Genomic DNA, 26,464 nt, shown 5'->3' on the forward strand with positions numbered 1-26,464 from the left:
GGCTCTGCATGGCGCGCGGAGCGGCCCCTCCTTTCTGCACGGGCGGGGCGGCGCGCTACGCCGCCGGCCTCATCCAGCCTTCGCCGCGTCGAACGCTGCGCGGGCGTGCTCGATGCGCGCGATATTGGCTTCCGCCCACTGCCAGACGCCGCAGAATGCCTCGGCGAGGCTGAGGCCGAGATCGGTGAGGCGGTACTCGACGCGCGGCGGAATCACCGGGTGCACCGTGCGCAGCACCAAGCCGTCGCGTTCCATTTGTCGCAGCGTCTGGGTGAGCATTTTCTGGCTGATGCCGCCGGCGAACTCGCCGATGCGGGTGAAGCGCAACTCGCCATGCTCGGTCAGCACCTCCAGCACGATCATCGTCCATTTGTCGGCGACGCGGCCGATCACCTCATTGACCAGCGCCTCGACCCGCGGGTCGACCGTGTCTGGATGCGTCTCCCGCGGCTCGGCGGGGCGAGGGATTGGAGCGGACATGTCTTCACTCTCTTTCAGGTAAGTATAGATATTTCATGTGCCTTCTTTCTAGGAGTAAGTGTGAACCCTATAACCATCGCCGACGCAAGCACCAGCATTCGCGGAGGCAGAAATGGACATCAGCGGCAACACGATCCTCATCACCGGTGGCAATGCCGGCATCGGCCGTGCATTGGCCGAGACACTGCACCGGGAGGGCAATAGGGTCATCATCACCGGCCGTCGCAGGGACGCACTGGAAGAGACCGTCGCCGCCAATCCCGGCATGGCCTACGAAGTTCTCGACATGTCCGACGCGCAGGCGATCGTCGCCTTCGCCGGCACGGTGGCGGCGACCTATCCGGCGCTGAATGTCGTGATCAACAATGCCGGCATCATGGTCGCCGAGGACTTCACCGCCGAGCCGGTCGATCTCGCCGTGCCGGAGGCGATCATCGCCACCAACCTGCTGGGCCCGATCCGGCTGTCGACGGCGCTGCTGCCGCATTTCAAGCGCCAGCCCGCTGCCACGGTGGTGACCGTCTCGTCCGGCCTCGCCTTCGTGCCGCTGGTCCTCACCCCGACCTACAACGCCACCAAGGCGGCGATCCATTCCTGGAGCCAGAGCCTGCGCGCGCAACTCGCCGGCACCTCGGTGGACGTGATCGAGATCGTGCCGCCAGCGGTCGCCACCGATCTGATGCCGGGCCACGCGCAGAACCCCAACTCGATGCCGCTCGACGCCTTCATCGCCGAGACGGTCGCGCTGCTGAAGGCGCATCCCAAGGGACCGGAGATCTGCGTCGAGCGGGTTGGCTTCCTGCGCGGGGCGGAGGCGCGCGGAGAGTATGACCAGGTCTTCGCCGCTCTGAACGGCACCCACTGACGCGAAAAAGGCCGGGAGCGCGCCCGCTCCCGGCCTTTCACCGTGCCTGTTCGCGAAGGAAGGCGGCCTCAGGCCGCCTTCTTGTTGTTGGCGATCATCTCGACGAAGCGGTCGAACAGATAGTGGCTGTCCTGCGGGCCGGGGCTCGCCTCGGGATGGTACTGCACCGAGAACACCGGCTTGTCGGTCAGTTGGATGCCGGCATTCGAGCCGTCGAACAGGGAGACGTGCGTCTCCTGCGCGGTGGCCGGCAGGCTGTCGCGGTCGACGGCGAAGCCGTGGTTCATCGAGGTGATCTCCACCTTGCCGGTGGTCATGTCCTTCACCGGGTGGTTCGCCCCGTGATGGCCCTGATGCATCTTCATCGTGCGCCCGCCCACCGCGAGGCCGAGCATCTGGTGGCCGAGGCAGATGCCGAAGGTCGGGATGCCGCGCTCGATGATGTCGCGAATCACCGGCACCGCATATTCGCCGGTCGCGGCCGGGTCGCCGGGGCCGTTGGACAGGAACACGCCGTCCGGCTTCAGCGACAGGATGTCGTCGGCCGAGGCGGTGGCGGGCACCACCGTCACCTTGCAGCCGGCGCGGGCGAGCAGGCGCAGGATGTTGCGCTTGATGCCGTAGTCGACGGCGACCACGTGATGCACCGGCGCGGTCTGCTGGCCATAGCCTTCCGGCCACTGCCAGGGCGTCTCGTCCCACGAGAAGCGCTGGGCGCTGGTCACCATCGGCACCAGGTCCATGCCGACGAGGCCCGGCCAGTCGGCCGCTTCCTTCTTGAGCGCGGGCAGGTCGAACGTGCCGTCCGGCGCGTGGGCGATCACCGCGTTCGGCATGCCCTTGTCACGGATCAGCGCGGTGAGCGCGCGGGTGTCGATGCCGGAGATGGCGATGATGCCGCGCGCCTTCAGCCACTGGTCGAAATGGCGGGTGGCGCGGTAGTTCGACGGGTCGGTGATGGCGGAATGCAGCACCACGCCGCGCACCCCGGAGGCGCCGGCCATCGAGACGGTCTCGATGTCTTCCTCATTGGTGCCGACATTGCCGATATGCGGGAAGGTGAAGGTGATGATCTGCCCGGCATAGGACGGGTCGGTCAGCACTTCCTGATAGCCGGTCATCGCGGTGTTGAAGCACACCTCGCCCACCGCATGGCCGGTGGCGCCCAGCCCGAAGCCTTCCAGCACGGTGCCGTCGGCGAGAACGAGAAGCGCGGTGGGAAGCGGTTCGGCCCACACGTCATCGGTGGCCGCATCGGATGCGTTGCCGCTCATGTGTCTTGTTCCTCGGTTAAGTGTGGCCTAATTAATCGTTTGCCGCGCCTTATGCCAGCCCGCAACGCTGCGCATCGGCTCTTCGTGCAGCGCGGAGCTGCATGGAGGTCCGAGCTGCATGGAAGGCTTGGGCGGCGGAAATCAGGCGGCCGGTCGCGGCCGTGGGACATTTTCGGAGTTTTTGGGCGTGACGGAGCGGCGCGACACCGGTCGCCGCCGCCGCCCGGACATAGAATGGGAAGAGAGGCAGACGTGCTGCGCGAGAAGATCAATACCGCCCTGAAGGAATCGATGAAGGCCGGCGACAAGCTGCGGCTGGGCACGCTGCGGCTGATCAATGCGGCGATCAAGGACCGCGACATCGAGGCGCGCGGCCAGGGCAAGGATCCGCTGTCGGACGACGATCTGCTCGGCCTTTTGACCAAGATGGTCAAGCAGCGCGAGGAATCCGCCAAGGTCTATGAGGAAGCCGGCCGCGTCGATCTCGCGACGCAGGAGCGCGAGGAGATCAAGGTCATCCTCTTCTTCCTGCCGACGCAGATGAGCGAGGCCGAATCGCAGGCCGCCATCGCCGAGGTGATCGCCGAGATCGAGGCCCACGGCCTCAAGGACATGGGCCGCACCATGGCGGCGCTCAAGGAGCGCTACACCGGCGTGATGGATTTCGGCAAGGCGAGCGGCGCGGTCAAGGCGCTGCTCACCGCGTGATCCAGGCCGGCCGGCGGGATGCCCCGCTGGCCGGATTTCCTCTTCGGCCTCCGCCAGTTGGCGGCTCTATTCGGCAGGATCCTCCATGAGTGCCCGTCCCGACCTTGCGCCGCCGTCCTCCGCGGTGCGCGATTTGCTGGCGCCCGGCGGCGTGCTGCGCGCTGGCATCAACCTGTCGAACTTCCTGCTGGTAACCGGCCGCACCGAGGCTGGCGACCCCGTGGGCGTTTCGCCGGACATGGCGCGCGCTTTCGCCGATCACCTCGGCGTGGCGCTGAAGCTGGTGCCCTATGCCTCGCCGGGCCTCGTCGCCGACGCGGCCTCCCGTGACGAGTGGGACATCGCCAATATCGGCGCCGAGCCGCAGCGGGCGGAGGTGATCGCCTTCACGCCCGCCTATTGCGAGATCGAGGCGACCTATCTGGTGCCGGCCGGCTCGCCCTTGCAGGCGGTGGCCGAGGTCGACGCGCCCGGCATCGAGATCGCGGTGACGCGGCGCACGGCCTACGGCCTCTGGCTGGAACGCAACGTCGCCCATGCGACGCTGGTGCCTTCCGAGAGCATGGCCGAGGCGCTCGCCGACTTCATCGACAACAAGCGCGACGCGCTCGCCGGCCTGCGTCCTGGCCTGCTCGCCGATCTCGCCCGCGTGCCGGGCGGGCGGCTGCTGCCCGGCCAGTACGCCGCCGTGCAGCAGGCCATCGGCACGCCGAAGGCCAAGGCGGCGGCGCTCGACGAGATCGTCCGTTTCGTCGAGGCCGCCAAGGCGTCCGGCTTCGTCGCCGGGCTGATCGCCCGGCACGGCGTCGAGGGCAAGTTGGGCGTCGCCCCCGCCGCCTGACGTGAGCCGCCTTATTTGGGAAGGCGGGCGTCGTACTCGTCGACATAACGCGACATGAGCGACCAGATCGCCGGGCGCTCGTGGCCTTCCAGCTCCTCGACCAGCAAGGCGAGGTGGGAGTGCCAGCCGCCGGCCACGCTGAGCATGGCGTCGCGCGAGGCGAGGCGCTGGTGGGTGACGGTGAGCAGCACCTTCTCGCCGCGCGGGGCGAGCTCGAAAGTCACCTCCGAGGCGCCGGCCGAGCAGCCGTCCCAACTGAAGCGCAGCAGCCGGTTGGGCTCGCAGGCCAGCACGACGCCCTGATTGTGGTGCTCGCCCTCATATTTGGCGAAGCGCTCCGGCGTCGGCTGGCCGCCATTCAGCTCGCCATTGCGGAACACGAGATCGACCTGGCCGCCGGGAGAGAGGTCCATCGAGCCGTCGGCCATCCAGCGGCGACGCTTTTCCGGCTCGGTGAGATAGGCCCAAACCCGTTCCACCGGACCGGGCAGCAGGCGTTCGAAGCGTAGCGTGTCGGGGGCGAGGCGGGTGCCGTACCCGTCGGCGGCGAAGGCACCGGCGGAGGTTTGGGCGGTGGCGTGCTGGTTCATCTCTGGTCTCCCTGTGTGTCCGATTGGGCGTCCTCCTCACGCAGCAGGGCGTCGAGGACGTTCAGGCGTTCGGTCCAGAAGCGTTCGTAGAAGCTGAGCCATTGGGCGGCGTCGGCGAGCCGGGCGGCGTCGAGGCGGCACAGATGCTGGCGCCCCTTCACTTCGCGGCGGATCAGGCCGGCGGACTCCAGCGCTTTCACATGCTTGGAGGCGCCGGCAAGAGACATGGTGTTGGCGAACGGCTCGGCGAGTTCACCGACCGTGCGTTCTCCGTTGGAGAGTGCGTGCAGCATCGCCCGGCGCGTTGGATCGGCGAGGGCGTGGAACACGAGGTCCAGCGGCGTGGATATCGGAAGTTGCTCAACCATGAGGTTGAATATCTGCCAGCGCGCTCTGATTGTCAACTGATCGGTTGAGTGTTGCGCGACTCTTTTCCACGGTGGATAATGTGGATAGCGGGTGCGGCTCTCATGCGTCCCGATGGGCCGCATCGGCGGCTCGACCCTTTAGCCGGGACGCCTTAAGGTCACTCGGCCCGGCTCTTGCCTGTTGCTAGGCGTCCGCGAAACACCGGTTCAAACCACTCCATGCGCTTTCCGCCCTCGTTTCTCGACGAGATTCGCCAACGCCTCCCGCTGTCGGAGGTGGTGGGCAAGCGCGTGCAGCTGAAGAAGCAGGGGCGTGAGTGGCGGGGCCTGTCGCCCTTCAACGCCGAGAAGACGCCGTCCTTCTACGTCAACGACCAGAAGGGCTTCTATCACTGCTTCTCCTCCAGCAAGCATGGCGACCAGTTCGACTTCCTGATGGAGACCGAGGGCCTCGCCTTCCCGGAGGCGGTGGAGCGGCTCGCCAACATGGCCGGCGTGCCGATGCCGGTCTCCTCCCGCGAGGAGGAGGCGAAGGAGGTCCGCCGCAAGACGCTTCACGAGGTGATGGAGCTCGCGGCGAAATATTACGAGGCGATGCTGCAGGGCCGTGCCGGCGCCAAGGGGCGCGGCTATCTCGCCGATCGCGGCCTCGGCCCGGCGACGCAGGCGCGCTTCCGCCTCGGCTATGCGCTGCCCGAGCGCTTCGCGCTGAAGGAGGCGCTCGGCGCCCGTGGCATCCCGGTCGAGGACATGGTCGAGGCCGGCCTGCTCATCGCCGCCGAGGACATCCCGGTCCCCTATGACCGGTTCCGCGATCGCGTGATGTTCCCCATCCACGATCTGCGCGGCCGCGTCGTCGCCTTTGGCGGCCGGGCGCTGGAGAAGGACGTTCCGGCGAAGTACCTCAACTCGCCGGAGACGCCGCTCTTCCACAAGGGATCGCTGCTTTATAACGGCTTTTCGGCCCGTGCCGCCGCCCACAAGGGCGCGCCCGTGATCGCGGTCGAGGGCTATGTCGACGTCATCGCCATGGTCGAGGCCGGTTTCCCCGCCGCCGTGGCACCGCTCGGCACCGCGCTCACCGAGGAGCAGCTCGCGCTGCTCTGGAAGATGGCGCCCGAGCCGCTGCTGCTGTTCGACGGCGACAAGGCCGGCCGCCGCGCCGCCTGGCGCGCCCTCGACCTCGCCTTGCCGCATCTCAAGCCCGGCGTGAGCCTCACCTTCGGCACGCTGCCCGACGGACAGGATCCCGACGACCTCATCCGCGCCGGCCGCCGCGAGGCGATGGAGGGCGTGCTGGCGCAGGCCCGCCCGCTCGCCGAAGTGCTGTGGAACCGCGAACTGGAGAACGCGACCTACGACACGCCGGAGCGCCGCGCCGCGCTGGAGGCGCGCATCGGCGAGATCATCCGGCTTATCGCCGACGAGACGGTCCGCAAGCATTATCGCGCCGATTTGATGGAGCGCTTCCGCGCGCTGTTCGCCCCCGCCAGCGTCTCGACCGGCGGCCAGCGCCGCCCGTTCGGCGAAGGCCGCAAGGGGCCGGGCCGTGGCGGTCCGGGGCGGGGAGGGTCCGGCAAGGGCTGGGCCGACCGCACCCCGTCGCCGCGCGATGCTGTCGCCGGCGAGGGCCTGCGCCGGTCGGCGTTGATCCAGGGCGCCGCCAGTGCGGTGCCGCGCAACGAGGCGCTGCTGCTGTTCGCGCTGATGAACCATCCCTGGCTGCTCGACCGCTCGGCCGAGGATGTCGCCGAGTTGCCCTTCCTTAACAAGGATTCCGACCGGCTGCGCCAGATGCTGCTCACCGCCCATCTCGAAGGTTGCGAGGACGCCCCGAGCGTCGCCGCGCGCATCGAGGCGGAGGGCCTTGCCGATCTTGCTCGCCGCCTCGCCGCGCAGGCGGTGCCGCGCCACGACTGGCCGGCCTTCGCCGAGGCGGCGCCGGCCGATGTCGAATTGTGGTGGCATCAGCGGCTGGTCTTGCACCGGCGCGCTCACGCTCTATCTAAGGACATCAAGGAGGCGGAAAAACGCCTCGCCGAGGAGCCCGACGAACTCAACTGGGCTCGTTTCCTCGACGTACAAAGACAGCTTGCGGCACTTGACGGGACCGAAGCTTTGGTAGAGGGGTTCGGCGCCGCTTCGGGACGACCGGGGCGGTCGATGTGAGGAAGGTTCAGGGTCACCCGCCCGCGAGCGTGAAGGCGCCGTGGCGCGAGAGGCCCTTATTTGCGTCGGCATCATCTTCGCGCCGGAATTACCCGGCCGGCGCGGGGGAGAGGACGGGACAGGCAAGCGGACGTTTACGGTTCTTGCTGTAGACGCGGCAGGTCGGACCCGGATTTTCCCGGAAGCGGGATGTTAGGTGGGGCGGTGGTTTGTCCGCCGCTTTTGCCGGTGGCGGTTGCCACTGGCGGTCGAAGGAGCACGCGCATGGCGAAGCAGGCAGCGGAAGCGACCGAAGCCCCCGAGAAGGACGGCGATACCCCGGACAGCCCGTTGCTCGACCTTTCGGACGCCGCCGTCCGGAAGATGATCAAGCTCGCCAAGAAGCGCGGCTACGTCACCTATGACGAACTGAACGAAGTTCTGCCCTCCGATCAGAACACCTCCGACCAGATCGAGGACATCTACGCGATGCTCAACGAGATGGGCATCAACGTCGTCGAGGCCGAGGAGGCCGAGGCTGACGGCGAGGAAGAAGGCGAGGGCGGCGGAGACGACGAGGAAGAGAGCAGCGGCGGCGAGATCGCCGAGTCGGCTCCCCGCGCGGTCATCCGTTCGGAGACCAAGTCCGAGCCGGGCGAGCGCACCGACGACCCGGTGCGCATGTATCTGCGTGAGATGGGCTCGGTCGAGCTGCTGTCGCGCGAGGGCGAAATCGCCATTGCCAAGCGCATCGAGGCCGGCCGCGAGGCGATGATCGCCGGGCTGTGCGAGAGCCCGCTGACCTTCCAGGCCATCATCATCTGGCGCGACGAGCTGGTCGAGGGCAAGGTTCTCCTGCGCGACATCATCGACCTTGAGGCGACCTATGCCGGTCCCGAGGCGAAGAACGGCCCGATCGTCGAGGGCGGCCCCATCGCGCCCGACGGCGACGAGGCCCGCGAGCAGACCATCGGCGAGAGCATCGCCGCCGACGACGACGAGGACATGGAGAACTCGCTCTCCCTCGCCGCCATGGAAGCGGAGATCAAGCCGAAGGTGCTGGAGACCTTCGACAACATCGCCGACGCCTACAAGAAGCTGCGCCGCCTGCAGGACCAGAACGTCGAGTCCAAGCTGAAGAACGAGAGCCTCTCGCCTTCGCAGGACCGCAAATACAAGACGCTGAAGGACCAGCTAATCGGCGAGGTGAAGTCGCTGTCGCTGAACCAGGCGCGCATCGATAATCTGGTCGAGCAGCTCTACGACATCAACAAGCGCCTCGTGTCGCTGGAAGGCCGCCTGATGCGCCTCGCCGAGAGCTTCGGCGTCGCCCGCGAGGACTTCCTCAAGCAGTATCAGGGCTACGAGCTCGATCCCAAGTGGATCAACCGCGTGAAGAATCTGACTTCGCGCGGCTGGAAGGGCTTCGTCGGCCAGGAGCTGGACGGCATCAAGGATCTGCGCTCGGAAATCCACGCCCTCGCCACCGAGACGGGGCTGGAGATCCTGGAATTCCGCAAGATCGTGCAGATGGTGCAGAAGGGCGAGAAGGAAGCTCGTCAGGCCAAGAAGGAAATGGTCGAGGCCAACCTTCGCCTGGTGATCTCCATCGCCAAGAAGTACACCAATCGCGGCCTGCAGTTCCTCGACCTGATCCAGGAAGGCAATATCGGCCTGATGAAGGCGGTCGATAAGTTCGAGTACCGCCGCGGCTACAAGTTCTCGACCTATGCCACCTGGTGGATCCGGCAGGCGATCACCCGTTCGATCGCCGACCAGGCCCGCACCATCCGCATCCCCGTGCACATGATCGAGACGATCAACAAGATCGTCCGCACCTCGCGCCAGATGCTGCACGAGATCGGCCGCGAGCCGACCCCGGAGGAGCTGGCCGAGAAACTCGGCATGCCCTTGGAGAAGGTCCGCAAGGTCCTGAAGATCGCCAAGGAGCCGATCTCGCTGGAAACGCCGATCGGCGACGAGGAAGACAGCCACCTCGGCGACTTCATCGAGGACAAGAACGCCATCCTGCCGATCGACGCGGCGATCCAGAGCAATCTTCGCGAGACGACGACGCGGGTGCTAGCGTCGTTGACCCCGCGCGAGGAGCGCGTGCTGCGCATGCGCTTCGGCATCGGCATGAACACCGACCACACGCTGGAAGAAGTCGGCCAGCAGTTCTCGGTGACGCGCGAGCGCATTCGTCAGATCGAGGCGAAGGCGCTGCGCAAGCTCAAGCACCCGAGCCGCTCGCGCAAGCTACGCAGCTTCCTCGACAATTGAGCGACGGCGTCGTCCCGGCTTGAGGAGAGCCGGCGATGGCGCGCAAGACCGAGTCTCGGACGAATGTAACGAGGGCGGCGAGGGCCGGGGCGGATGCCCCCGCTTCGCCGCCCTTGTCGTTTTTCGTTCGCCTGAGCCAGCCTTACACGACACGGCGCCTGTTCTTCAGTCGCCTCGCCAAGGCGATCGCGATCTGGTTCGCGATCATGCTGTTCGGGCTGGCGGTCGGCATGGCCGGCTATGCCGGCTTCGAGGGCATGGGCTTCGTCGACGCCTTCCTCAACGCGGCGATGATCCTGTCCGGCATGGGGCCGGTGTCCGAGTTGCACACCGAGGCCGGCAAGCTGTTCGCCGGCTCCTACGCCATCTTCTCCGGCCTAGTCATCGTGCTGGCGACGGGCGTGGTGCTCTCACCCATCGTGCACCACGTGCTGCACGTCTTCCACGCCGACATGGACGACGACGGCCAGCCGGACGAGCCGAGCTGAGGGCGGATCTATTTGGGCGCGCAAGGCACTCGCGCCCTCTCCCCGACGGAGAGAGGGGGCGGATGAGCTGCGCGAGATGCCGATGATGCTCCTGTTCCCTCATCGCCCTGCTGGGCGGGCTCTCTCTCGCCATTGGGGAGAGGGAGACAAAGGGCGCTCGGCCCCGGCAGCGAGCGCAAATGCGCCGCTAGAGCCCCCGCACCAGCGCCACCAGCTGCTCGAACGCCGTGCCCCAGCCCTGGTGGAAGCCCATCGCCTCGTGCTGCGCCTTGGCCGCCTCGTCCTTGTGGAAGGCGCGGGCGACGTAGAGCGTGCCGGTGGCGGTCGGGGTGATCTCCACCGAGGCGCTCATGAAGGCGCTGCCGGTCGGGCGGTAGCCGGGGCCGAGCGCGTCGGTGAACACCAGCAGCTTCTGCGGCACCACGGCGAGCACGCAGCCGGTGCTGTCGTGCACCTGCCCCTCCGGGCCGCGCATCACCGTGCGGAACTTGCCGCCGGGCCACAGGTCGAGCTCGCAATCGGTGGTCTTCCACGGCGCGGGGGTGAACCACTGCTTCAGCAGTTCCGGCTCGGTCCAGGCGCGCCAGACCAATTGGGGTGACACATCCACCTCACGCTGCAGCTCCAGGTCGAGGTTCGGGTCGAAGATCGTGTGCGGCGTGGCGGTCATCGGGTTTTCTCCTGGTCTTTCAGTTGCAGCAGCAAATTGTCGAGCTGGTCGAGGCGCTGGGTCCACAACAGCCGCTGGGCGTCGAGCCAGTGGCCGGCGGCGGCGAGTGGCTCGGTGCGCAGGGTGCAGGTGCGCACCCGCCCCACCTTGCGGGTGGCGACGAGGCCGCTGTCCTCCAGCACCTTGAGATGCTGGAGGAAGCTCGGCATCGCCATCTCGAACGGGCGGGCGAGGTCGCTCACCGAGGCGGGGCCGCGCACCAGCGCTTCCACCACGGCGAGGCGGGTCGGGTCGGCGAGGGCGCGGAACGTGCCGTCGAGGGCGAGATGGGGCGTGGTCATGCCCGGAGGCTAGGTCAGGTCAATAGTTAGGTCAATACCTAACTATTGACGCGACTTCGGCCGCTTGGTGCCCGGCAAACCCGGCCTCTTCCGCATCCTGCGGATGGCCGGGGTGGCTTTCCACCAAGGTCTTCATTGCCGGCACCGGCGCCTTGGGCTAGAACATTCATTAGAATCATTCTAATAAATGAGCGCCATGTTCGCCAGCCTCGCCCATCGCCGCCGGTTCTCGGATCTCTCGGAAGCCGAGGTGCTCGCCCTCGCCATCTCCTCCGAGGAGGATGACGGGCGCATCTACGCCACCTATGCCGAGAAGCTCCGGGCCGACTATCCCGACACCGCCGCCGTCTTCGACGCCATGGCGATGGAGGAGGACGGCCACCGCACCCGGCTGATCGCCCTGTTCCAGCAGCGCTTCGGCAAGGTGATCCCGCTGATCCGCCGCGAGCATGTTGCCGGCTATTATTCGCGCCGGCCGGTCTGGCTGGTGGAGAATCTCGGCATCGAGCACATCCGCCGCGAGGCGGCGCGCATGGAGGACGACGCGGCGGATTTCTACACCCGCGCCGCGGCGGCGAGCACCGATGCGGCCACCCGCAGGCTGCTCGGCGACCTCGCCATGGAGGAGCGGCGGCATCACGATCTCGCCAAGCACATCGCCGCCAGCCAGCAGCAGAACGGCGTCCGTGCCGAGGAGGACGGCCGCGCCCGCCGGCAATTCGTACTCACCTGGGTGCAGCCCGGTCTGGCCGGGCTGATGGATGGCTCTGTGTCGACGCTGGCGCCGATCTTCGCCACCGCTTTCGCCACGCAGAATTCCTGGACCACCCTGCAGGTCGGTCTCGCCGCTGCGCTCGGCGCCGGCATCTCCATGGGCTTCACCGAGGCGGCGCATGATGACGGCGTCATTTCGGGGCGCGGCTCGCCGATCAAGCGCGGCCTCGCCTCCGGGGTGATGACCGCGATCGGCGGCCTCGGCCACGCGCTGCCCTATTTCATCCCGGAATTTCGCACCGCCACCGCCATCGCCGTCGCGGTTGTGTTCGTCGAGCTCTGGGCGATCGCCTTCATCCAGAACCGCTACATGGAGACCCCGTTCCTGCGCGCGGTGGTGCAGGTGGTGATCGGCGGCGCGCTGGTGCTCGCCACCGGCATTCTCATCGGCGGCAGCTGAGGGGCGCGCTCCGCTCACTCTCCGGGGAGCGGGTGGTTGGCGCGCCGTGCCGCGCGCGTCGAGACGTCGACATAGGCGAGGGTGCCGGCGAAGCCGCCGAACACGATGAGCACGGCGGCGAGGAAGAGAACGGTTTCGAGCGGCATGGCATCCTCCACGGTTCTTGGATGGAGAAAGCCTAGCCATGCGTCGCCGCTGCCTCCTTGCGCTGCGTCAAACGGGGGAAGGAGGCCGAGACGGTTTGCCGCTTGGCAGCGGTGCCCTATATGCCTAGCCTCGGCGATCCCATACGGCTTCGCCATGTCCCGCCTGCGGATTCCCCATGCTGTCGTGCCGCCTGCTACTCGCTCTCCTCCTTGTCGCCGGCCTCGCGTCGCCGGCACCCGCCTTCGAGGCCGGCCGGGCCGGCTGGCCGGATACCGCGCTGGCGCGGCTCCAGGCCTATGCGCTGGTGCAGACGCTCAATGCCGAGCTGCTCTCCAACCCCAGCGCCACCCTGACGCTGGACCGCTGGTGCGCCGCGCACCGGCTCGCCCCGGCCGGCGCCAAGGTGGTGGCCGACCGCGTGCGCGACGCCGACAAGCCGGCCGATGCCGGCATCCGCGAGCTGCTCGGCGCCGGCCCGCAGGAGCGCGTCGTCTATCGCCGGGTACGGCTCGCCTGCGGCGGGCTCGTGTTGTCGGAGGCGGACAACTGGTACCGGCCGGCTCTGCTGAGCGAGGAGATGAACCGCGAGCTGGAGACCACCGACACCGCCTTCGGCCGGGTGGTGCGCCCGCTCGGCTTCAGCCGCTCCACCCTGTCGGCCCGGCTGCTGTGGCAGCCGTTGCCGGAAGGCTGGGAGATGGGCGCGCCGATCCCCGCCGCGTCCGGCGGCCCGCTCGATATGCCGGATTTCCTGCTGGAGCACCGCGCGGTGCTGAAGCTGCCGGACGGGCGCCCCCTCAGTGCGCTGGTCGAGACCTATACGCGCGGCATCCTCGCCTTTCCGCCGCCACCCTAGGCGGAGGGGCGGGAGCCCGCCGCGCTGCGCCGCGGAACGAAGTCGCGGCCCGTGCCGTTCCTTTCGAGCGTCTCCCCGGTGGAGGCCACCTCGAAGGAGCCCGTTCATGATCGACCGTCGCACCCTGCTCGCTACGGCAGGCGTCGCTGCCGCCGGCCTTGCCGCGCCACATCTGGCCCGCGCCGCCGCCCCGTTCCGGCAACCGCCGCTGCCTTATGCCGAGGATGCCCTTGCTCCCGCCATCTCGGCCCGCACCGTCGGCCTGCATTACGGCAAGCATCACAAGGCCTATTTCGACAAGCTGAACGCCCTCGTCGCCGGCAAGCCCTATGCCGAGATGGAGCTGGAGGAGGTCATCCGCCGGGCCAAGGCGGACAACGCCGTGCCGGTGTTCAACAATGCCGGCCAGGCGTGGAACCACAATTTCTACTGGCAGCAGTTCAAGGACGGTCCCGCCGTCCCGCCCGCTGTCCTCGTCGAGGCCGCCACTCGTGATTTCGGCGGCATCGATCCCCTCAAGGCGAAGATCGTCGAGGTCGCCGATGGCGTGTTCGGCACCGGCTGGGCCTGGCTGGTGGCCGACAATGGCAAGCTGGAGGTGCTCGGCCTGCAGGATGCTGGCAACCCGATCGCCGAGGGCAAGACGCCGCTGCTCGGCATCGATGTGTGGGAGCACGCCTATTATCTCGACTGGGAGAACCGGCGTACCGCGCATGTGAAGGCGCTGCTCGACGAGCGGGTGAACTGGGCCTTCGTCGGCGACCGCCTCGCCGGAGCTTCTCCCGGCTAGGGGGTGGTCATCGCGTGGTCGACCAGCATGGCGAGGCCGACCAGCGCCAGGAAGCCGAGGAAGAACAGGCCGAACAGGATGAAGGAGATCCGCCGCGCCAGCGCCGAGACGCCGGTAAAGCCGATGCCGCCGGCAATGAGCGAGATGATCAGGAAGATCACGGCATATTTGAACATCGGCAGGTTTCCGTCCCAGCATGTCTCCGTTCCGGCGAACCTCGGTTCGACGGGCGCGGACGGCAACGTCGCATCCGGTCGGGGGTTCCCTCAGGCGCCGTCCGAACGTCCGTCCTGCGGTGCCAGTACCGGGTCCTGCGCCACCGGAGGAGATGCGGGCTCCTCGCCGGTGCTGTCGGCCGTCGCGGTTTGGACCTCGGCCTGGATAATCGCCTCGGGGTCCGGGGCCAGGGAAGGAGCCTCCGGCGTCGGCACCATGCCGGTCGGCGAGCAGGCCACGGTCTCCGCCGCCTTGGCGGTCGGCGGCACTTCCTTCTTCCACACCATCCGCCACTGCACGAAGGCGAACAGCATGAGGTGGCTGATGGCGGTGAAGTAGAACAGCGCGCCGGGCCCCCAGTGCAGCATGCCCACCGAGGCGACCGAGGGGCCGAGCACCGAGCCGACGCCATAGGCGAGCAGCAGCCCGGCCGCCGTCTCCACCGCCTCGCTCGGCGAGGTGCGGTCGTAGGCATGGGCGGCGGCGAGCGAATAGGCCGGCAGCGCGAGCGCGCCATAGATGAGGGCGAGGCCCGAGAGCCCCCACAGCCCGAGCGGCAGCGAGCCCAGCACCAGGCCGGCCAGCATGGCGCCGGCGACGATCCAGGCGAGGATGCGCCGGCGGTCCATGCGGTCGGAGAGGAAGCCGACCGGCCATTGCGCGATGGCGCCGGCGACCACCGCGGCGCTCATGAAGGTGGCGGCGCCGTCGGCGGTCAGCCCGCGCCCGATGCCGAAGATCGGCCCCAGCGACCACAGCGAGCCATTGGTGAGCCCGACCACGAAGCAGCCGACCACGCCCACCGGCGCGGCGCGGGTGAGGCGCAGCAGGCGGATACGCGCGGTCTCGATCGGCGCCGGCTGTCCGGAGCCGGTCATCGCCACCGGCAGCGTCGCCAGCGAGAACAGGATGGCGGCGACGGCGAACAACTCGAAGCCGCGCACCGGCGACAGGGTGATCATCATCTGGCCGGCGGTCAGCGCCGCATAGTCGACGATGACATAGGCGCTCATGACGAAGCCGCGCGTCTGGTTGGTGGCGCGGTCGTTCAGCCAGCTCTCGATGACCAGGTAGAGCCCGGCGAAGCAGAAGCCGGTGACGGCACGCAGCACGAACCACACCGCCGGCTCGATCCACAAAGGATGCACCAGCATCGCCGCCACCGCGCTGGAGGTGAGTACGGCGAAGGCGCGGATATGGCCGGTGCGCCGCACCAGGCGCGGCACGATCAAGCAGCCGGCGACGAAGCCGAGATAATAGCTCGAACCGAGCACGCCGAGGCTGACGGCGCTGAATCCCTCGAAGGCGCCGCGCAGCGGCAGCAGCGTGTTCTGCAGGCCGCTTCCGGTTACCAGGAAGAACACGCCGAGCAGCAACGCGGCGACGGGGCCGAGGGTCTTGGCCATGACAGGTCCGGTCAGATGGAGGCGCGGGAAGCGATGGAACGCACAGATGACGTATGGAATTCAGATCCCATATTTCGCGCGCTGCTTCTATTCGCTTTTTGGCATTTTTTCCCGATCGGATGCCGATGTGTCGGAGCCGCTTCCCCTCGGGGGACGGGAGGAGGGTGGCGGGATGCGCCGGGCGCTGGTTCGGCGAGCGACCTGCGCGAAGGGCGAGCCAATGAGCGGCGAGCGATGCGTGTCTCGCCTCGGCCTCGCGGTCGGGGCCACCGGCGGCTCAGACCATCAGCCCCATCTTGCGATAGCGGCGGAACTGGCTGGGGTGCCCGTAGAACGTATTGACCCCGGAAGGCGCGTCGGCGACCTCCAGCGTGTCGCCCTTGCGCCCGAGCATGACATAGCCGTGCTGCCGCATCGTCTCGACCGCGAGGGGAATGGCGTGGCCGCATTCGGCCATGACGAGCGGGCGGTGCGTGTCGAGCAGCCCGGCAGCCCCGACCATGGTGTGTCCCTCATAGCCCTCGGTGTCGATCTTGATGGCGACGATCTTCCGCCGCTTGAGCGCGGAGGGCGCCTCGGCGGACCAGCGGTCGAGCGTGGTCACCGGCGCCACGAACGGGTGCAGTCGGAACGAGGTGATCTCGAAGCCGTTGGCCTTGGCGAAGAACAGCGTGTTGCGCACATAGCCTTCGAGGTCGACCGTCTGTGCCGCCGTGGTCAGCGCGCTGTTGATCCGGTCCTCGTTCAGCACCGACAGGTGGAAGGTGATGGTGCCGGTCCGGTCGGAAACCCCGGTGCTGAAGGATTCATACCGCTTCGGGTGCCGCCAGCGGTGCAGCAGCCCACCCGGCGGCGGGTTGATCCGCTGCGCCAGCGCGTCGAGCACCTGCGCATACATCGGGATCGGCTCGAACGACACCACCGCCGCCCGGGCGCCGGCGCGCCAGATCGAGGTGGCCGAATAGCCGAAATTCGCCCCCACATCGAGAATGGTGCTGCGCGGGTCGGTGAAGTGGCGGAAGATCAGGTAATCCTCGTCATGCACCTCGGGACGCGCGAGCAATTCGTCGACGACCGACGGGCTGACATCGGCGCGCGGCATGGTGTCGAGGACGATGTCGGGCGATCGCTCACCCTCGACGAAATAGCGGCGCAGTATGTCGGTGATGTCGTCGGGGCCAAGGGTGGCGGGCATGGGGATCGGTTGTTTCCTTACGCAAGGATATATCGTGACCATGCAGTGGCTGATTGCATTATACAATCGGAATGTATGGATGTCCTCCGCGGCAAATGATCGTTGCATTGCTATTTTTTACAATAATTCTTATGTAATAAAATCGATTGCTTCGCGATGCGGTATAGAATCTTCGCATGTGCGAAGCGCCGCGCTGGATATCCGCCCGCCATCGAGCATGTGCAGCATCGCGCCTCGGTGCGGCATCGCCGTGCGGCGGAGCATCGCGCGGCGCGGGAATCGCGATAAGCTCGATCATCGACCAGCAAGGGACGGAGACAGCCATGAGCGTCGAACCGGCAAGCAATGCGACCGCCGGGAAGGTGGAGGGCGCCGTCGCCATCGCCTCGGATCACCTCTCCGCCGAGGTCGCCCCGCTCGGCGCCGAGCTGGTGCGGCTGCGCGATGCGCAGGGACGCGAGTTGCTGTGGAACGGTGACGCCGCCTTCTGGGGCGGCCGGGCGCCGTTGCTGTTTCCCATCGTCGGCCGATTGCCGGGCGACGAGCTGGTGCATGAGGGCCGCAGCTACAAGATGCTTCAGCACGGCCTCGCCCGCCGGCGGGTATTCACCCTGGTCGACAAGGGACCTTCCTCGGTCACCTTCGGCCTCGACGCCGATGCCGAGACCCGCGAGCAGTACCCGTTCGACTTCGCGCTGCGCGTTACCTACGCGCTTGCTGACGCGACACTGACCATCACCGCGACGGTGTCCAATCCCGGCGACGCGCCCCTGCCGGCGAGCTTCGGCTTCCACCCGGCCTTCCGGTGGCCGCTGCCCTATGGCGGCACGCGCGCGCAGCACCGGCTGGTGTTCGAGAAGGCCGAGGTGGCGCCGATCCACCGTCCGGTCGGCGGGCTGTTGTCGGCCGCCGCCGAACCGACCCCGCTGGTCCATGGCGACGTGCTGGAGCCGACCGACGCGATGTTCGAGCGCGACGCGCTGATCTTCACCGAGCCGCGCTCGCGCCATATACGCTTCGGCGTCTCCGGCCTGCCGGGGCTGGAAGTGGCGTTCCCCGGCATGCCGCAACTCGGCATCTGGTCGAAGCCCGGCGCGCCCTTCCTGTGCATCGAGCCGTGGTACGGCTATGCCAGCCCGGAGGGGGCGTCCGGCGACTTCGTCGGCAAGCCCGGCCTCGCGCATATCCCGCCGGGCGGCGCGCAGGATTTCGCCATGTCGGTGCGCTGGCTGCCGGACGTCGGGCGCATCGAGGCCTAGCCGCCAGAGACGGCATGCGGGGCTGGCCGCCGGAGGCGGCATAAGGAGAGCTGACCGGCCGTCGCCCGAGGCGCTGCGGCCGGCCTAGTTGGGCGCCGTCGCCATCCCGTCGCCGACCACGCGGTCGCGCCCGGCCCGCTTGGCGGCATAGAGCGCGGCGTCGGCGCGGGCGATCAGTTCGAGCCCGTCTATGGCGTCGCCCGGCTGGGCGGCGACGCCGATGCTGACCGTGACCACGCCGCTCTCCGGCCGGGGGATGCCGGCCTCGATCAGGCGGGTACGCACCCGTGCCGCCACTTCCATCGCCCCGGCGAGGCTGCTGCCGGGCAGCAGCATCACGAATTCCTCGCCGCCGAAACGCGCCACCATGTCGCCCTGGCGCAGCTTCACACTGGACAGCGCCTCGCCGACCCGCCGCAGCACCATGTCGCCGGCGAGATGGCCGAGCTGGTCGTTGATGGTCTTGAAGCGGTCGATGTCGATGAGCAGCGCCGAGAGCGGCTCGCCGCTGCGGTTGCAGATGCCGGCGGCGCGCAGCAGCGCGTCGTCGAAGCCGCGGCGGTTGGCGAGGCCGGTCAGCGCGTCGATGCGCGATTCCGCCGCCAGTTCCTCGTTGCGCTGCGCCAGCGCCACCGCGTCGACGGCGATGGCGGCCAGCGCCTCCAGCGGCGAGAAGTCGAACGCCTCGTCCTCCGCCGCCGCCTCGCGCCGCATCACGCAGAGCGAGCCGATGGCGAGGTCGGGTGCGGCGATCAGCGGCACCCCGGCATAGAAGCGCAGCGGGATCTTCGGCACCACCGGGTGGCCGTCGAAGCGCGGATCGGTCTTCAGGTCCGGCGACATCAGCGGCTTGCCGGTGGAGATGATGTGCTGGCACACCGACAGCTTGCGGTCGATCTGGGTGCCGACCAGCGGCGCGCTCAGCGACTTCATCCACTGGCGGTGCTCGTCGATGAAGCTGAGGAAGGCGACATCGGCCTCATAGAGGTGCTGGGCCAGCCAGGTCAGCCGGTCGAAGCGCTCGTCGCCAGGCGAATCCATCATGCGACAGGCTTCGAGCACGGCAATGCGTTCGGTTTCATTCACCGGGTTGGGAGGAACCTGCCACATGATCGCCGATGGGTTGAGGTCGGGAAGGGGGGAGAGGGAGGCGGAACCGCCAGCCGTTCAGCGTCGGCCGCGCGCCGTCTTGGGGGGAGGAGAGGCGCTGGGAGAAGGTTCGACGCCCGCGCCATAACCGTCAACCCCTGAAAGGTCGTGGAGGAAGGTTTCGCACCATCTGTGGATGGTGTTGCGGCTCACCTTGTCCATATTGGTGCGCCAGCGGTCGCGTCGCTCGTCGAGCGGCATGGACAGCGCCATGTCGAGCGTGTCGGCCATGCCCTCCACGTCATAGGGGTTGACGATCAGCGCGCCGGAGAGCTCGTCAGCGGCGCCGGCGAAGCGCGAGAGCACCAGCACGCCCGGATCCTCCGGGTTCTGCGCCGCCACATATTCCTTGGCGACGAGGTTCATGCCGTCGCGCAGCGGTGTCACCACTCCCAGCCGGGCGGTGCGGTAGATGGCGGCCAGCGTCGCGCGCTGGAACGGCCGGTTGAGATAGCGCAGCGGCACCCAGTCGAACTCGGCATATTCGCCATTGATCGAGCCGGCCAGCTCTTCCAGCTCGCGGCGCAGCGCCTGGTATTCTGTTACCTCGCTGCGGCTGAGCGGGGCGATCTGCATCATGGTCACGGTGGAGCGCCGCTCCGGATGGCTCTTGAGCAGCTCGCCGAAGGCGGCGAACTTGTTGGGCAATCCCTTCGAGTAGTCGAGCCGGTCGACCCCAACCGCCAGCGCCCGCCCGGCGAGGCTGGCCTTCAACCGCTCCTCGTCCTCGCTGCCGGCGGCGGCTTGGGCGTCGCGCACGAAGGCGTCGGCGTCGATGCCGATCGGGTAGGTGGCGACGCGGAAGCGCCGGTCGCGCAGGCCGACCACGCCACCGGGGGCGATCCAGCCGCGCGCCTCGCTCGATACATAGGTTAGCAGCGCCCGCACGTCGTGCTCGGTCTGCAGGCCGACGAGGTCGTAGCGCGACAAATCACGCACCAGCGCCGCATGCGAGGGCAGGGTGAGGAACACTTCCGGCGTCGGCCAGGGAATGTGGTGGAAATAGCCGATCCGCCCCTCGAAGCCGAGCGCCCGCAATTCGCTGGCCAGCGGGATGAAGTGGTAATCATGCACCCAGACGATGTCGTCCGGCTTCAGGAGCGGCATCAGCGCCCGCGCGAAGGTGGCGTTCACCCGCCGGTAGCCTTCCCACTCGGTGCGGCGGAAGTTCAGGAGGCCCAGCCGGTAATGGCACAGCGGCCACAGCGTGCCGTTGGCATAGCCCGCATAGTGGTCGCGCTGGTCCTCGGGATCGAGCGTCTGCAGCGCGTAGGTCACCTTGCCGGAGCGGAACACCTTGGGTTCGCTCGGCGGGTCGACCTGGGTCTCCCCGCTCCAGCCGAACCACACACCGCCGCGCTTGTTCAGCGTCTCGCGCAGTGCGACGGCCAAGCCTCCCGCCTTGGCGCCTCGCTCCTTCGGCGAGGCGACCCGGTTTGAAACGATTACGAGCCGCGCCAGAACGCTTCCTCCCATGTTTTCGACAGGCGCATCGCCGTGTCGATCAGTCCCACCATCGAATAGGTCTGCGGAATGTTGCCCCACAGCTCCAGCGTCTGGTTGTCGATGTCCTCGGAGAGCAGCCCGGCCTCGTTGCGGCGGTCGAGCAGGTTCTGGAACATCGCGCGCGCCTCGTCGCGGCGCCCGATCATGTCGAGCGCGTTGACGTACCAGAACGAGCAGATCGTGAAGGAGGTCTCGGGCAGGCCGAAATCGTCCTCGCCGGCGTAGCGCATCAGATAACCGTTGCGCATGAGGTCGTGGCCGACCCGCTCCACCGTGGCGACGAAGCGCGGATCGTCCGGCCGCACGAAGCCGAGATCGGCGAGCAGCAGCAGGCTGGCGTCGATCTGGCCGTCCTCCTCGGCGTCGAGGAAGCTGTTCATCTCCTCGTTCCACGCGAAGGAGAGGATTCGGGCGCGGATGGCCGCCGCCTGCTCCTTCCAGTACGTGGCGCGCTCCGGCAGACCCAGCACGCCCGCGATCTTGGCGAGTCGCGTGCAGGCCGCCCAGCTCATCACCGCCGAGAAGGTGTGCACCCGCCTCTTGCCGCGCAGCTCCCACAGGCCGGCATCGGGCTCGAAGGCGAATTCCGCCGCCCGCGTGCCGACGCCTTCCAGGAGTTCGAACAGCGCGCGGTCGCCCCACGTCGGCAGCCGGTGGTCGAAGAACATCTGCGCCGCCGCCAGCACCACATGGCCGTAGCCGTCATTCTGCACCTGCTCGGCCGCCTGGTTGCCCACCCGCACCGGCCCCATGCCGCGGAAGCCCGGCAGGGCCGGGGCGAAGCGCTCCTCCAGCGGCGTGCCCGGCACGATGGAGTAGACCGGCGCCAGCCGCCCGGAGGGTTCGGAGGCGATCACCGTGGTCAGGTAGCGGATGTAGTCTTCCATCGTCCGGGTGGCGCCGAGCAGGTTCAGCGCCCGCACGGTGAAATAGCTGTCGCGCAGCCAGCAGTGCCGGTAGTCCCAGTTGCGGATCGAGTGCGGCGCCTCAGGGATCGAGGTGGTCAGCGCGGCGACGATGCCGCCCGTCTCCTCATAGGCGCACAGCTTCAGCGAGATGGCGGCACGGATCACCGCGTCCTGCCATTCGAAGGGAATGGAGAGGTAGCGCACCCACTCGTACCAATAGTCGCGGGTCTTCTCCTCGAAGGAGCGCGCCGTGTCGGTGAGCGAGTTGGCGAAGGGCTCGTCCGGTCCCAACACGATGGTCGCCGCCCGGCTCAGCACGAAGGGCCGTTCCTCGGCGATGTAGACGATCGGCAGGTCGGTGGTGGCGCGCACCGCGAAGTCGTCGCCGGAAAACCGCATGTGGTTGGAGCCGCGCACCGGCTTCGGCGCCGTCTCGCCCCAGTTGAAGCGCGGGCGCAGCCGGATGGTGACGCGGCAGGTGCCGGCGAGCGGCTCGATGCGCCGCACCAGCGTCGCCGGGCGGTAGATGCGGTCGTAGAGCTTGAAGCGCGGCGCGAAGTCGGTGATGCGCAGTTTCGCGCCGTCGGCGCTCTCGATCACCGTCTCGATGATGGCGGTGTTGGGCTGGTAGCGGCGCGTCGCCTTCACCTGTCCATCGAGGACGACATCGAAGAAGCCGCCTTCCGGCTCCTCGCCGCCGAGCAAAGCGGAGAAGATCGGGTCGCCGTCGATGCGTGGCCAGCAGCACCAGGCGATGCGGCCGTTGGGGTCGACCAGCGCGGCGATGGTGCCGTTGCCGATGGCGGCGAGATTGAGGTTCGAGCTCATCGCGCCGCCTCCGTCGTGCCGAGGCTTTCGGCAACCACGGAGGCCAGCCAGAAGCGCACCTCGCCCGGGGTGTCCAGGCGGAAATCTGCTTGGTCGGTCGGGCGCGGCCCCACCGCCACCGCGAGGCCGCCGGCCGCCTTCACCGCGCCGAAGCCGTCCTCGTCGGTCACGTCGTCGCCGAGGAATACCGGCAGCCGCCCGGCGAAGGGCGCGGTCTCCAGGAAGCGTTTCACCGCCGTGCCCTTGGTCAGCCCGGCCTGGCGGATCTCGATCACGCTGCGGCCGGCGAGCAGTTCGATGTCGGATTGCAGTCCGTTGGCGATGGCGCCGACCTTCAGCTTCACGTCGTCCTCGAATTGTGGCACCGCGCGGTAATGCACGGCGAGCGACAGCGGCTTGTGCTCGAGATAGACGCCTGGCCACGCTTTGAGCGCCGCGTCGAGCTCGGTCTCCAGCCGCTTGCGCCAGGGCGGAATGGCGAGCGGCACCGCTTTGCCGTCGGACTTCAGCCGCAGCTCGGCGCCGTGCTGTCCGGCGGCGGCGAGCCGCGCCGGGGCGAAGCGGCGGTCCATCCATTCGATGGTGCGGCCGGACACCAACGCCACCGCGCCGTCGAAGGCGGTCTGCAAGCGCATCAGCAACGTCGGCAGATCCTCGGGGATGGTGATCCCTTCGGGATGGTCGGCGTGCTCGATCAGCGTGCCGTCAATGTCGAGGAACAGTGCCCAATCCGACCGGGGCGCGGGGCGCATGCCGGTTTCTGATGCGGTTCGTACTCTCGCCATGCCTACCCTATACAAGCCTCGCCCCGCCGCGGGGAGGTAGTGACATAGGCACGCCTCCCCGTTCGCTGCCCTGCAGCAGGGGGGTAACGCGGAGAGCGCGGTGGCGTTCCAATACCGGAGCAGGAAAGTTCGGCGGCCGGCCGAAAACCTTGCAGCCGTGCCCTGCGACGACGTCGCCATGGGCCTCGCCGGCCGGGCGGGCTAGTATCCGCTTGAGGGTTTGGAGGGCACGGACATGACCGCCGACGAGGTGATCGCACTGCTCGATCTCACGCCGGGCGCGACCTGCGGCTTCGTGCGGCTGACCTATGTCGCGTCGCAGCGCATCGCGCCCGATGGCCTGCCCGCGCCGTTCGAGGGCGGGCGGCCGATGGGCTCGGCGCTGTATTTTTTGGTGACGCCGGCGGCGCCGGTGCAACTGCACCGCATCCGCAACGACCAGCTCTATCACTATTATCTCGGCGACCCGCTCGAGGTGCTGCTGCTGCACGAGGACGGCGGCGTCGAGCGCGCGGTGGTGGGGCCGGATCTCGCGGCCGGCCAGTGCGTGCAGCTGTTCATTCCCGGCGGCACCTTCCACACCGCCCGCCTCGTCACCGGCGGCGGGTGGTTCCTCGGCGCCAGCACCGAATGGCCCGGCGTCGAGCCCGAGGATGTCGAGCTCGGCGACCGCGAGGCGCTGGTCGCCCGCTTCCCCTCGGCGGCGGTGGAGATAAGCGACTTCCCGGTGCCGCTGGCCGCGTCCGGGGCGTCGGTGGCCTTGTCGGGCGCAGGCGCGCGGTTTACATAGCGCGCAACCCTTCTCACCGGCACCACGGCCCGCTATCGGCACTCGCCGCCGCGCGCGCCCCCCACGCGCAGATGCGCAGGATCTGGCTCATGGCTTCCTACCAGTACGTCTACCACATGCACGGCATGACCAAGGCCTATCCGGGCGGCAAGAAGGTGCTCGACAATGTGCACCTCTCCTTCTACCCGACCGCCAAGATCGGCATTCTCGGCCCCAACGGCTCGGGCAAGTCGACGCTGCTGAAGATCATGGCCGGCCTGGACAAGGATTTCTCCGGCGAGGCCTGGGTCGCCGAGGGCGCGCGTGTCGGCTACCTGCCGCAGGAGCCGCAGCTCGATCCCGCTTTGTCGGTGCGCGAGAACGTCATGCTCGGCGTTGCCAAGCAGAAGGGCATCCTCGACCGCTACAATGAACTCGCCATGAACTATTCCGACGAGACCGCGGACGAGATGACCGCGCTCCAGGACGAGATCGAGGCGCAGGGCCTGTGGGACCTTGACAGCAAGATCGACCAGGCGATGGACGCCCTCGGCTGCCCCGAGGACGGTTCCGACGTGGCCAGGCTCTCCGGCGGCGAGCGCCGCCGCGTCGCGCTGTGCCAGCTGCTGCTGTCGCAGCCGGAACTGCTGCTGCTCGACGAACCGACCAACCATCTCGACGCCGAGACCACCAACTGGCTGGAAGGCCATCTGCGGACCTATCCGGGCGCGATCCTGATCGTCACCCATGACCGCTACTTCCTCGACAACGTCACCGGCTGGATCCTCGAGCTCGATCGCGGCCGCGGCATCCCCTATGAGGGCAACTACTCCTCCTGGCTGACGCAGAAGACCAAGCGCATGGCGCAGGAGAACCGCGAGGACGAGGCCCGCCAGCGCGCGCTCGCCTCCGAGCAGGAGTGGATGGCCGCGTCCCCCAAGGCTCGCCAGGCCAAGAACAAGGCGCGTATCCAGCGCTATGACGAGCTGGTCAAGAAGGCGTCCGAGAAGGCGCCGACCACCGCGCAGATCGTCATTCCGGTGGCCGAGCGCCTTGGTAACAACGTCATCGAGTTCAACGGCCTCAGCAAGTCGTTCGGCGACAAGCTGCTGATCGACAACCTATCGTTCAAGCTGCCGCCGGGCGGCATCGTCGGCGTCATCGGGCCGAACGGCGCCGGCAAGACCACGCTGTTCCGCATGATCACCGGGCTGGAGAAGCCCGATGCCGGCACCATCACCATCGGCGACAGCGTTCAGATCGGCTATGTCGACCAGAACCGCGACGCGCTGAACGACAAGAAGACGGTGTGGGAGGAAGTCTCCGGCGGCAACGAGATCCTGTATCTCGGCAAGCGCGAGATCAATTCGCGCGCCTATTGCGGCGCCTTCAACTTCAAGGGCGGCGACCAGCAGAAGAAGGTCGGCATGCTGTCGGGCGGCGAGCGCAACCGCGTTCACCTCGCGCGCATCCTTCAGCAGGGGGCGAATGTCCTGCTGTTGGACGAGCCGACCAACGATCTCGACGTCGAGACGCTGCGCGCGCTGGAAGAGGCGCTGGAAGACTATGCCGGCTGCGCGGTGATCATCTCGCATGACCGCTTCTTCCTCGACCGCATCGCCACCCACATCCTCGCCTATGAGGACGACAGCCATGTCGAGTGGTTCGAGGGCAACTTCCACGACTACGAGGAAGACAAGAAGCGCCGCCTCGGCGTCGATGCGATCATCCCGCACCGGATGAAGCACAAGAAGCTCACGCGCTGAGGCGCTGAGGAAGGCGGGGCGGCCCGCCACCCTTTGTATCGCGACGAAAGCCGGCGCCGGGCCCCCCGCGCCGGCTTTTGCATTTCCCGGCGCGCGGGACGTGGTTCCCGCTCGACCGGCGCTGCTGTGTCCGGCTACCCTCTCAGAATGTGGAAGAAGAGCGGGAGGGCACGGTGCTTAAGGTCGCGATAGCTTTGGCGCTGATGGCCCCCATGGCGTCGGCGGCTGTTGCAACGACAGTCCGTGTTGCGCGAAACGATACGCCCTATTCACAAGAGCAGATCTTGGAAGGGGTCCGGGTCTTTCGCGCGGCTTGCCAACCTCTCGGCGGCAGTCAGTGGGACGATCTTCAGAGCGTCGAGATCGATGCGATGGTCGAATACGCGCCACACCGACTGGCAAAGGGTTGGAAATATACGATCTTTGTTCGCGCCAAGGTGCCGGACAGGCCATCGGCCATCCCTGGCGCGAGGCCGGATATTGGGGTGATCGCGGGCCAGACATTGCACTACGCGCTTGGTGGTGGTCGGGCGCCCGGGTTTTTCTCTACCAAGCGCGCATCCAATTACCTTTGCGGAATTCAGGGCTACGATACCAGCTCTGACGTATTCGTGCCTGTTCCTGCACTCGGAGTCCTGCGGTAGCGCGCCGTCA

Annotated in this window: 27 protein-coding genes; 13 read left to right on the forward strand and 14 right to left on the reverse strand. The window is 67.9% G+C overall.

Annotated elements, in window-relative coordinates; translation table 11 throughout:
* Positions 1-69: 69 nt before the first annotated feature.
* Complete coding sequence (locus tag LGR54_RS20930; protein ID WP_230363906.1) at positions 70-480, reverse strand: helix-turn-helix domain-containing protein; 411 nt, start codon at positions 478-480, stop codon at positions 70-72.
* A gap of 112 nt (positions 481-592) precedes the next feature.
* Here LGR54_RS20930 and LGR54_RS20935 point away from each other — a divergent pair, with 112 nt between their 5' ends.
* Positions 593-1,345 carry an SDR family oxidoreductase gene (locus tag LGR54_RS20935; protein ID WP_230363907.1) on the forward strand — a complete coding sequence of 251 codons (753 nt, stop codon included), beginning with the start codon at positions 593-595 and terminating at the stop codon, positions 1,343-1,345.
* Positions 1,346-1,413: 68 nt separating this feature from the next.
* On the opposite strand, the gene carA is transcribed toward LGR54_RS20935, so the two are convergent.
* Positions 1,414-2,619, reverse strand: coding sequence for a glutamine-hydrolyzing carbamoyl-phosphate synthase small subunit (carA, locus tag LGR54_RS20940; protein ID WP_230363908.1), 1,206 nt, complete (start codon positions 2,617-2,619; stop codon positions 1,414-1,416).
* A gap of 252 nt (positions 2,620-2,871) precedes the next feature.
* Here carA and LGR54_RS20945 point away from each other — a divergent pair, with 252 nt between their 5' ends.
* Together LGR54_RS20945 and LGR54_RS20950 are read left to right on the forward strand one after the other, a co-directional pair.
* Positions 2,872-3,327 carry a GatB/YqeY domain-containing protein gene (locus LGR54_RS20945; protein ID WP_230363995.1) on the forward strand — a complete coding sequence of 152 codons (456 nt, stop codon included), beginning with the start codon at positions 2,872-2,874 and terminating at the stop codon, positions 3,325-3,327.
* An 85-nt stretch (positions 3,328-3,412) separates the two neighbouring features.
* The gene (locus LGR54_RS20950; protein WP_230363909.1) at positions 3,413-4,168 is read left to right on the forward strand and encodes a transporter substrate-binding domain-containing protein; all 756 of its coding nucleotides are present in this window, start codon (positions 3,413-3,415) and stop codon (positions 4,166-4,168) included.
* Positions 4,169-4,179: 11 nt separating this feature from the next.
* Here the strand turns inward: LGR54_RS20950 and LGR54_RS20955 are convergent, their stop codons facing one another.
* Together LGR54_RS20955 and LGR54_RS20960 are read right to left on the reverse strand one after the other, a co-directional pair.
* Entirely contained in the window at positions 4,180-4,758 is a 579-nt protein-coding gene (locus LGR54_RS20955; protein WP_230363910.1) for an SRPBCC family protein, read from the reverse strand.
* Positions 4,755-5,126, reverse strand: a complete 372-nt coding sequence (locus tag LGR54_RS20960; RefSeq protein WP_230363996.1) for a helix-turn-helix transcriptional regulator — start codon at positions 5,124-5,126, stop codon at positions 4,755-4,757. Before LGR54_RS20960 ends, LGR54_RS20955 begins: the two co-directional genes overlap by 4 nt.
* A 219-nt stretch (positions 5,127-5,345) precedes the next feature.
* Between LGR54_RS20960 and dnaG the strand changes: the two genes are divergently transcribed.
* The 3 genes from dnaG (at position 5,346) to LGR54_RS20975 (ending at position 10,045) form a co-directional block, all read left to right on the forward strand.
* Positions 5,346-7,295 carry a DNA primase gene (gene dnaG, locus LGR54_RS20965; RefSeq protein WP_230363911.1) on the forward strand — a complete coding sequence of 650 codons (1,950 nt, stop codon included), beginning with the start codon at positions 5,346-5,348 and terminating at the stop codon, positions 7,293-7,295.
* A gap of 264 nt (positions 7,296-7,559) precedes the next feature.
* Positions 7,560-9,557: an RNA polymerase sigma factor RpoD gene (gene rpoD / locus LGR54_RS20970; protein ID WP_230363912.1), complete on the forward strand. Its 1,998-nt coding sequence runs from the start codon at positions 7,560-7,562 to the stop codon at positions 9,555-9,557.
* 113 nt (positions 9,558-9,670) lie between these two features.
* Positions 9,671-10,045: a hypothetical protein gene (locus LGR54_RS20975; RefSeq protein ID WP_230363913.1), complete on the forward strand. Its 375-nt coding sequence runs from the start codon at positions 9,671-9,673 to the stop codon at positions 10,043-10,045.
* 187 nt (positions 10,046-10,232) lie between these two features.
* On the opposite strand, the gene LGR54_RS20980 is transcribed toward LGR54_RS20975, so the two are convergent.
* Both LGR54_RS20980 and LGR54_RS20985 read right to left on the reverse strand, forming a co-directional pair.
* Positions 10,233-10,715, reverse strand: coding sequence for an SRPBCC family protein (locus tag LGR54_RS20980; RefSeq protein ID WP_230363914.1), 483 nt, complete (start codon positions 10,713-10,715; stop codon positions 10,233-10,235).
* On the reverse strand, positions 10,712-11,056 hold the full coding sequence (locus tag LGR54_RS20985; protein WP_230363915.1) for a helix-turn-helix transcriptional regulator: 345 nt from the start codon (positions 11,054-11,056) through the stop codon (positions 10,712-10,714). Before LGR54_RS20985 ends, LGR54_RS20980 begins: the two co-directional genes overlap by 4 nt.
* Before the next feature lie 196 nt (positions 11,057-11,252).
* Here LGR54_RS20985 and mbfA point away from each other — a divergent pair, with 196 nt between their 5' ends.
* The gene (gene mbfA, locus LGR54_RS20990; RefSeq protein WP_230363997.1) at positions 11,253-12,230 is read left to right on the forward strand and encodes an iron exporter MbfA; all 978 of its coding nucleotides are present in this window, start codon (positions 11,253-11,255) and stop codon (positions 12,228-12,230) included.
* Between the two features lie 14 nt (positions 12,231-12,244).
* Here the strand turns inward: mbfA and LGR54_RS25840 are convergent, their stop codons facing one another.
* Entirely contained in the window at positions 12,245-12,376 is a 132-nt protein-coding gene (locus LGR54_RS25840) for a hypothetical protein (protein ID WP_255607843.1), read from the reverse strand.
* 176 nt (positions 12,377-12,552) lie between these two features.
* On the opposite strand from LGR54_RS25840, the gene LGR54_RS20995 reads away from it, so the two are divergent.
* Both LGR54_RS20995 and LGR54_RS21000 read left to right on the forward strand, forming a co-directional pair.
* Positions 12,553-13,233, forward strand: a complete 681-nt coding sequence (locus LGR54_RS20995; protein ID WP_230363916.1) for a hypothetical protein — start codon at positions 12,553-12,555, stop codon at positions 13,231-13,233.
* 106 nt (positions 13,234-13,339) lie between these two features.
* Positions 13,340-14,023, forward strand: a complete 684-nt coding sequence (locus LGR54_RS21000) for a superoxide dismutase (RefSeq protein ID WP_230363917.1) — start codon at positions 13,340-13,342, stop codon at positions 14,021-14,023.
* Here the strand turns inward: LGR54_RS21000 and LGR54_RS21005 are convergent.
* The 3 genes from LGR54_RS21005 to LGR54_RS21015 all read right to left on the reverse strand — a co-directional run bounded on the left by LGR54_RS21005 (position 14,020) and on the right by LGR54_RS21015 (position 16,840).
* On the reverse strand, positions 14,020-14,199 hold the full coding sequence (locus tag LGR54_RS21005; protein ID WP_230363918.1) for a DUF1328 family protein: 180 nt from the start codon (positions 14,197-14,199) through the stop codon (positions 14,020-14,022). The genes LGR54_RS21000 and LGR54_RS21005 overlap by 4 nt on opposite strands.
* Before the next feature lie 90 nt (positions 14,200-14,289).
* Positions 14,290-15,645, reverse strand: coding sequence for an MFS transporter (locus LGR54_RS21010; RefSeq protein WP_230363919.1), 1,356 nt, complete (start codon positions 15,643-15,645; stop codon positions 14,290-14,292).
* 277 nt (positions 15,646-15,922) lie between these two features.
* Positions 15,923-16,840, reverse strand: coding sequence for an FkbM family methyltransferase (locus tag LGR54_RS21015; protein WP_230363920.1), 918 nt, complete (start codon positions 16,838-16,840; stop codon positions 15,923-15,925).
* A 323-nt stretch (positions 16,841-17,163) separates the two neighbouring features.
* On the opposite strand from LGR54_RS21015, the gene LGR54_RS21020 reads away from it, so the two are divergent.
* Positions 17,164-18,099: an aldose 1-epimerase family protein gene (locus LGR54_RS21020; RefSeq protein ID WP_230363921.1), complete on the forward strand. Its 936-nt coding sequence runs from the start codon at positions 17,164-17,166 to the stop codon at positions 18,097-18,099.
* Between the two features lie 84 nt (positions 18,100-18,183).
* Here the strand turns inward: LGR54_RS21020 and LGR54_RS21025 are convergent, their stop codons facing one another.
* From LGR54_RS21025 to otsB, 4 genes are all read right to left on the reverse strand, one after another.
* Positions 18,184-19,143 carry a diguanylate cyclase gene (locus tag LGR54_RS21025; protein ID WP_230363922.1) on the reverse strand — a complete coding sequence of 320 codons (960 nt, stop codon included), beginning with the start codon at positions 19,141-19,143 and terminating at the stop codon, positions 18,184-18,186.
* Between the two features lie 123 nt (positions 19,144-19,266).
* Positions 19,267-20,709 carry an alpha,alpha-trehalose-phosphate synthase (UDP-forming) gene (gene otsA, locus LGR54_RS21030; protein ID WP_230363998.1) on the reverse strand — a complete coding sequence of 481 codons (1,443 nt, stop codon included), beginning with the start codon at positions 20,707-20,709 and terminating at the stop codon, positions 19,267-19,269.
* Positions 20,694-22,490, reverse strand: a complete 1,797-nt coding sequence (locus LGR54_RS21035) for a glycoside hydrolase family 15 protein (protein WP_230363923.1) — start codon at positions 22,488-22,490, stop codon at positions 20,694-20,696. Before LGR54_RS21035 ends, otsA begins: the two co-directional genes overlap by 16 nt.
* On the reverse strand, positions 22,487-23,242 hold the full coding sequence (otsB, locus tag LGR54_RS21040) for a trehalose-phosphatase (RefSeq protein ID WP_230363924.1): 756 nt from the start codon (positions 23,240-23,242) through the stop codon (positions 22,487-22,489). The genes LGR54_RS21035 and otsB overlap by 4 nt, the downstream gene beginning before the upstream one ends.
* 268 nt (positions 23,243-23,510) lie before the next feature.
* On the opposite strand from otsB, the gene LGR54_RS21045 reads away from it, so the two are divergent.
* The 3 genes from LGR54_RS21045 to LGR54_RS21055 all read left to right on the forward strand — a co-directional run bounded on the left by LGR54_RS21045 (position 23,511) and on the right by LGR54_RS21055 (position 26,454).
* A complete protein-coding gene (locus tag LGR54_RS21045; RefSeq protein ID WP_230363925.1) occupies positions 23,511-24,065 on the forward strand; it encodes a cupin domain-containing protein in 555 nt (184 codons plus the stop codon).
* Positions 24,066-24,154: 89 nt separating this feature from the next.
* A complete protein-coding gene (gene ettA / locus LGR54_RS21050; protein WP_230363926.1) occupies positions 24,155-25,810 on the forward strand; it encodes an energy-dependent translational throttle protein EttA in 1,656 nt (551 codons plus the stop codon).
* Positions 25,811-25,983: 173 nt separating this feature from the next.
* Complete coding sequence (locus LGR54_RS21055; RefSeq protein ID WP_230363927.1) at positions 25,984-26,454, forward strand: hypothetical protein; 471 nt, start codon at positions 25,984-25,986, stop codon at positions 26,452-26,454.
* The last annotated feature ends 10 nt before the right edge of the window (positions 26,455-26,464 follow it).

The sequence above is a fragment of the Ancylobacter sp. Lp-2 genome (genome assembly GCF_020523795.1).
GTDB lineage: Bacteria > Pseudomonadota > Alphaproteobacteria > Rhizobiales > Xanthobacteraceae > Ancylobacter.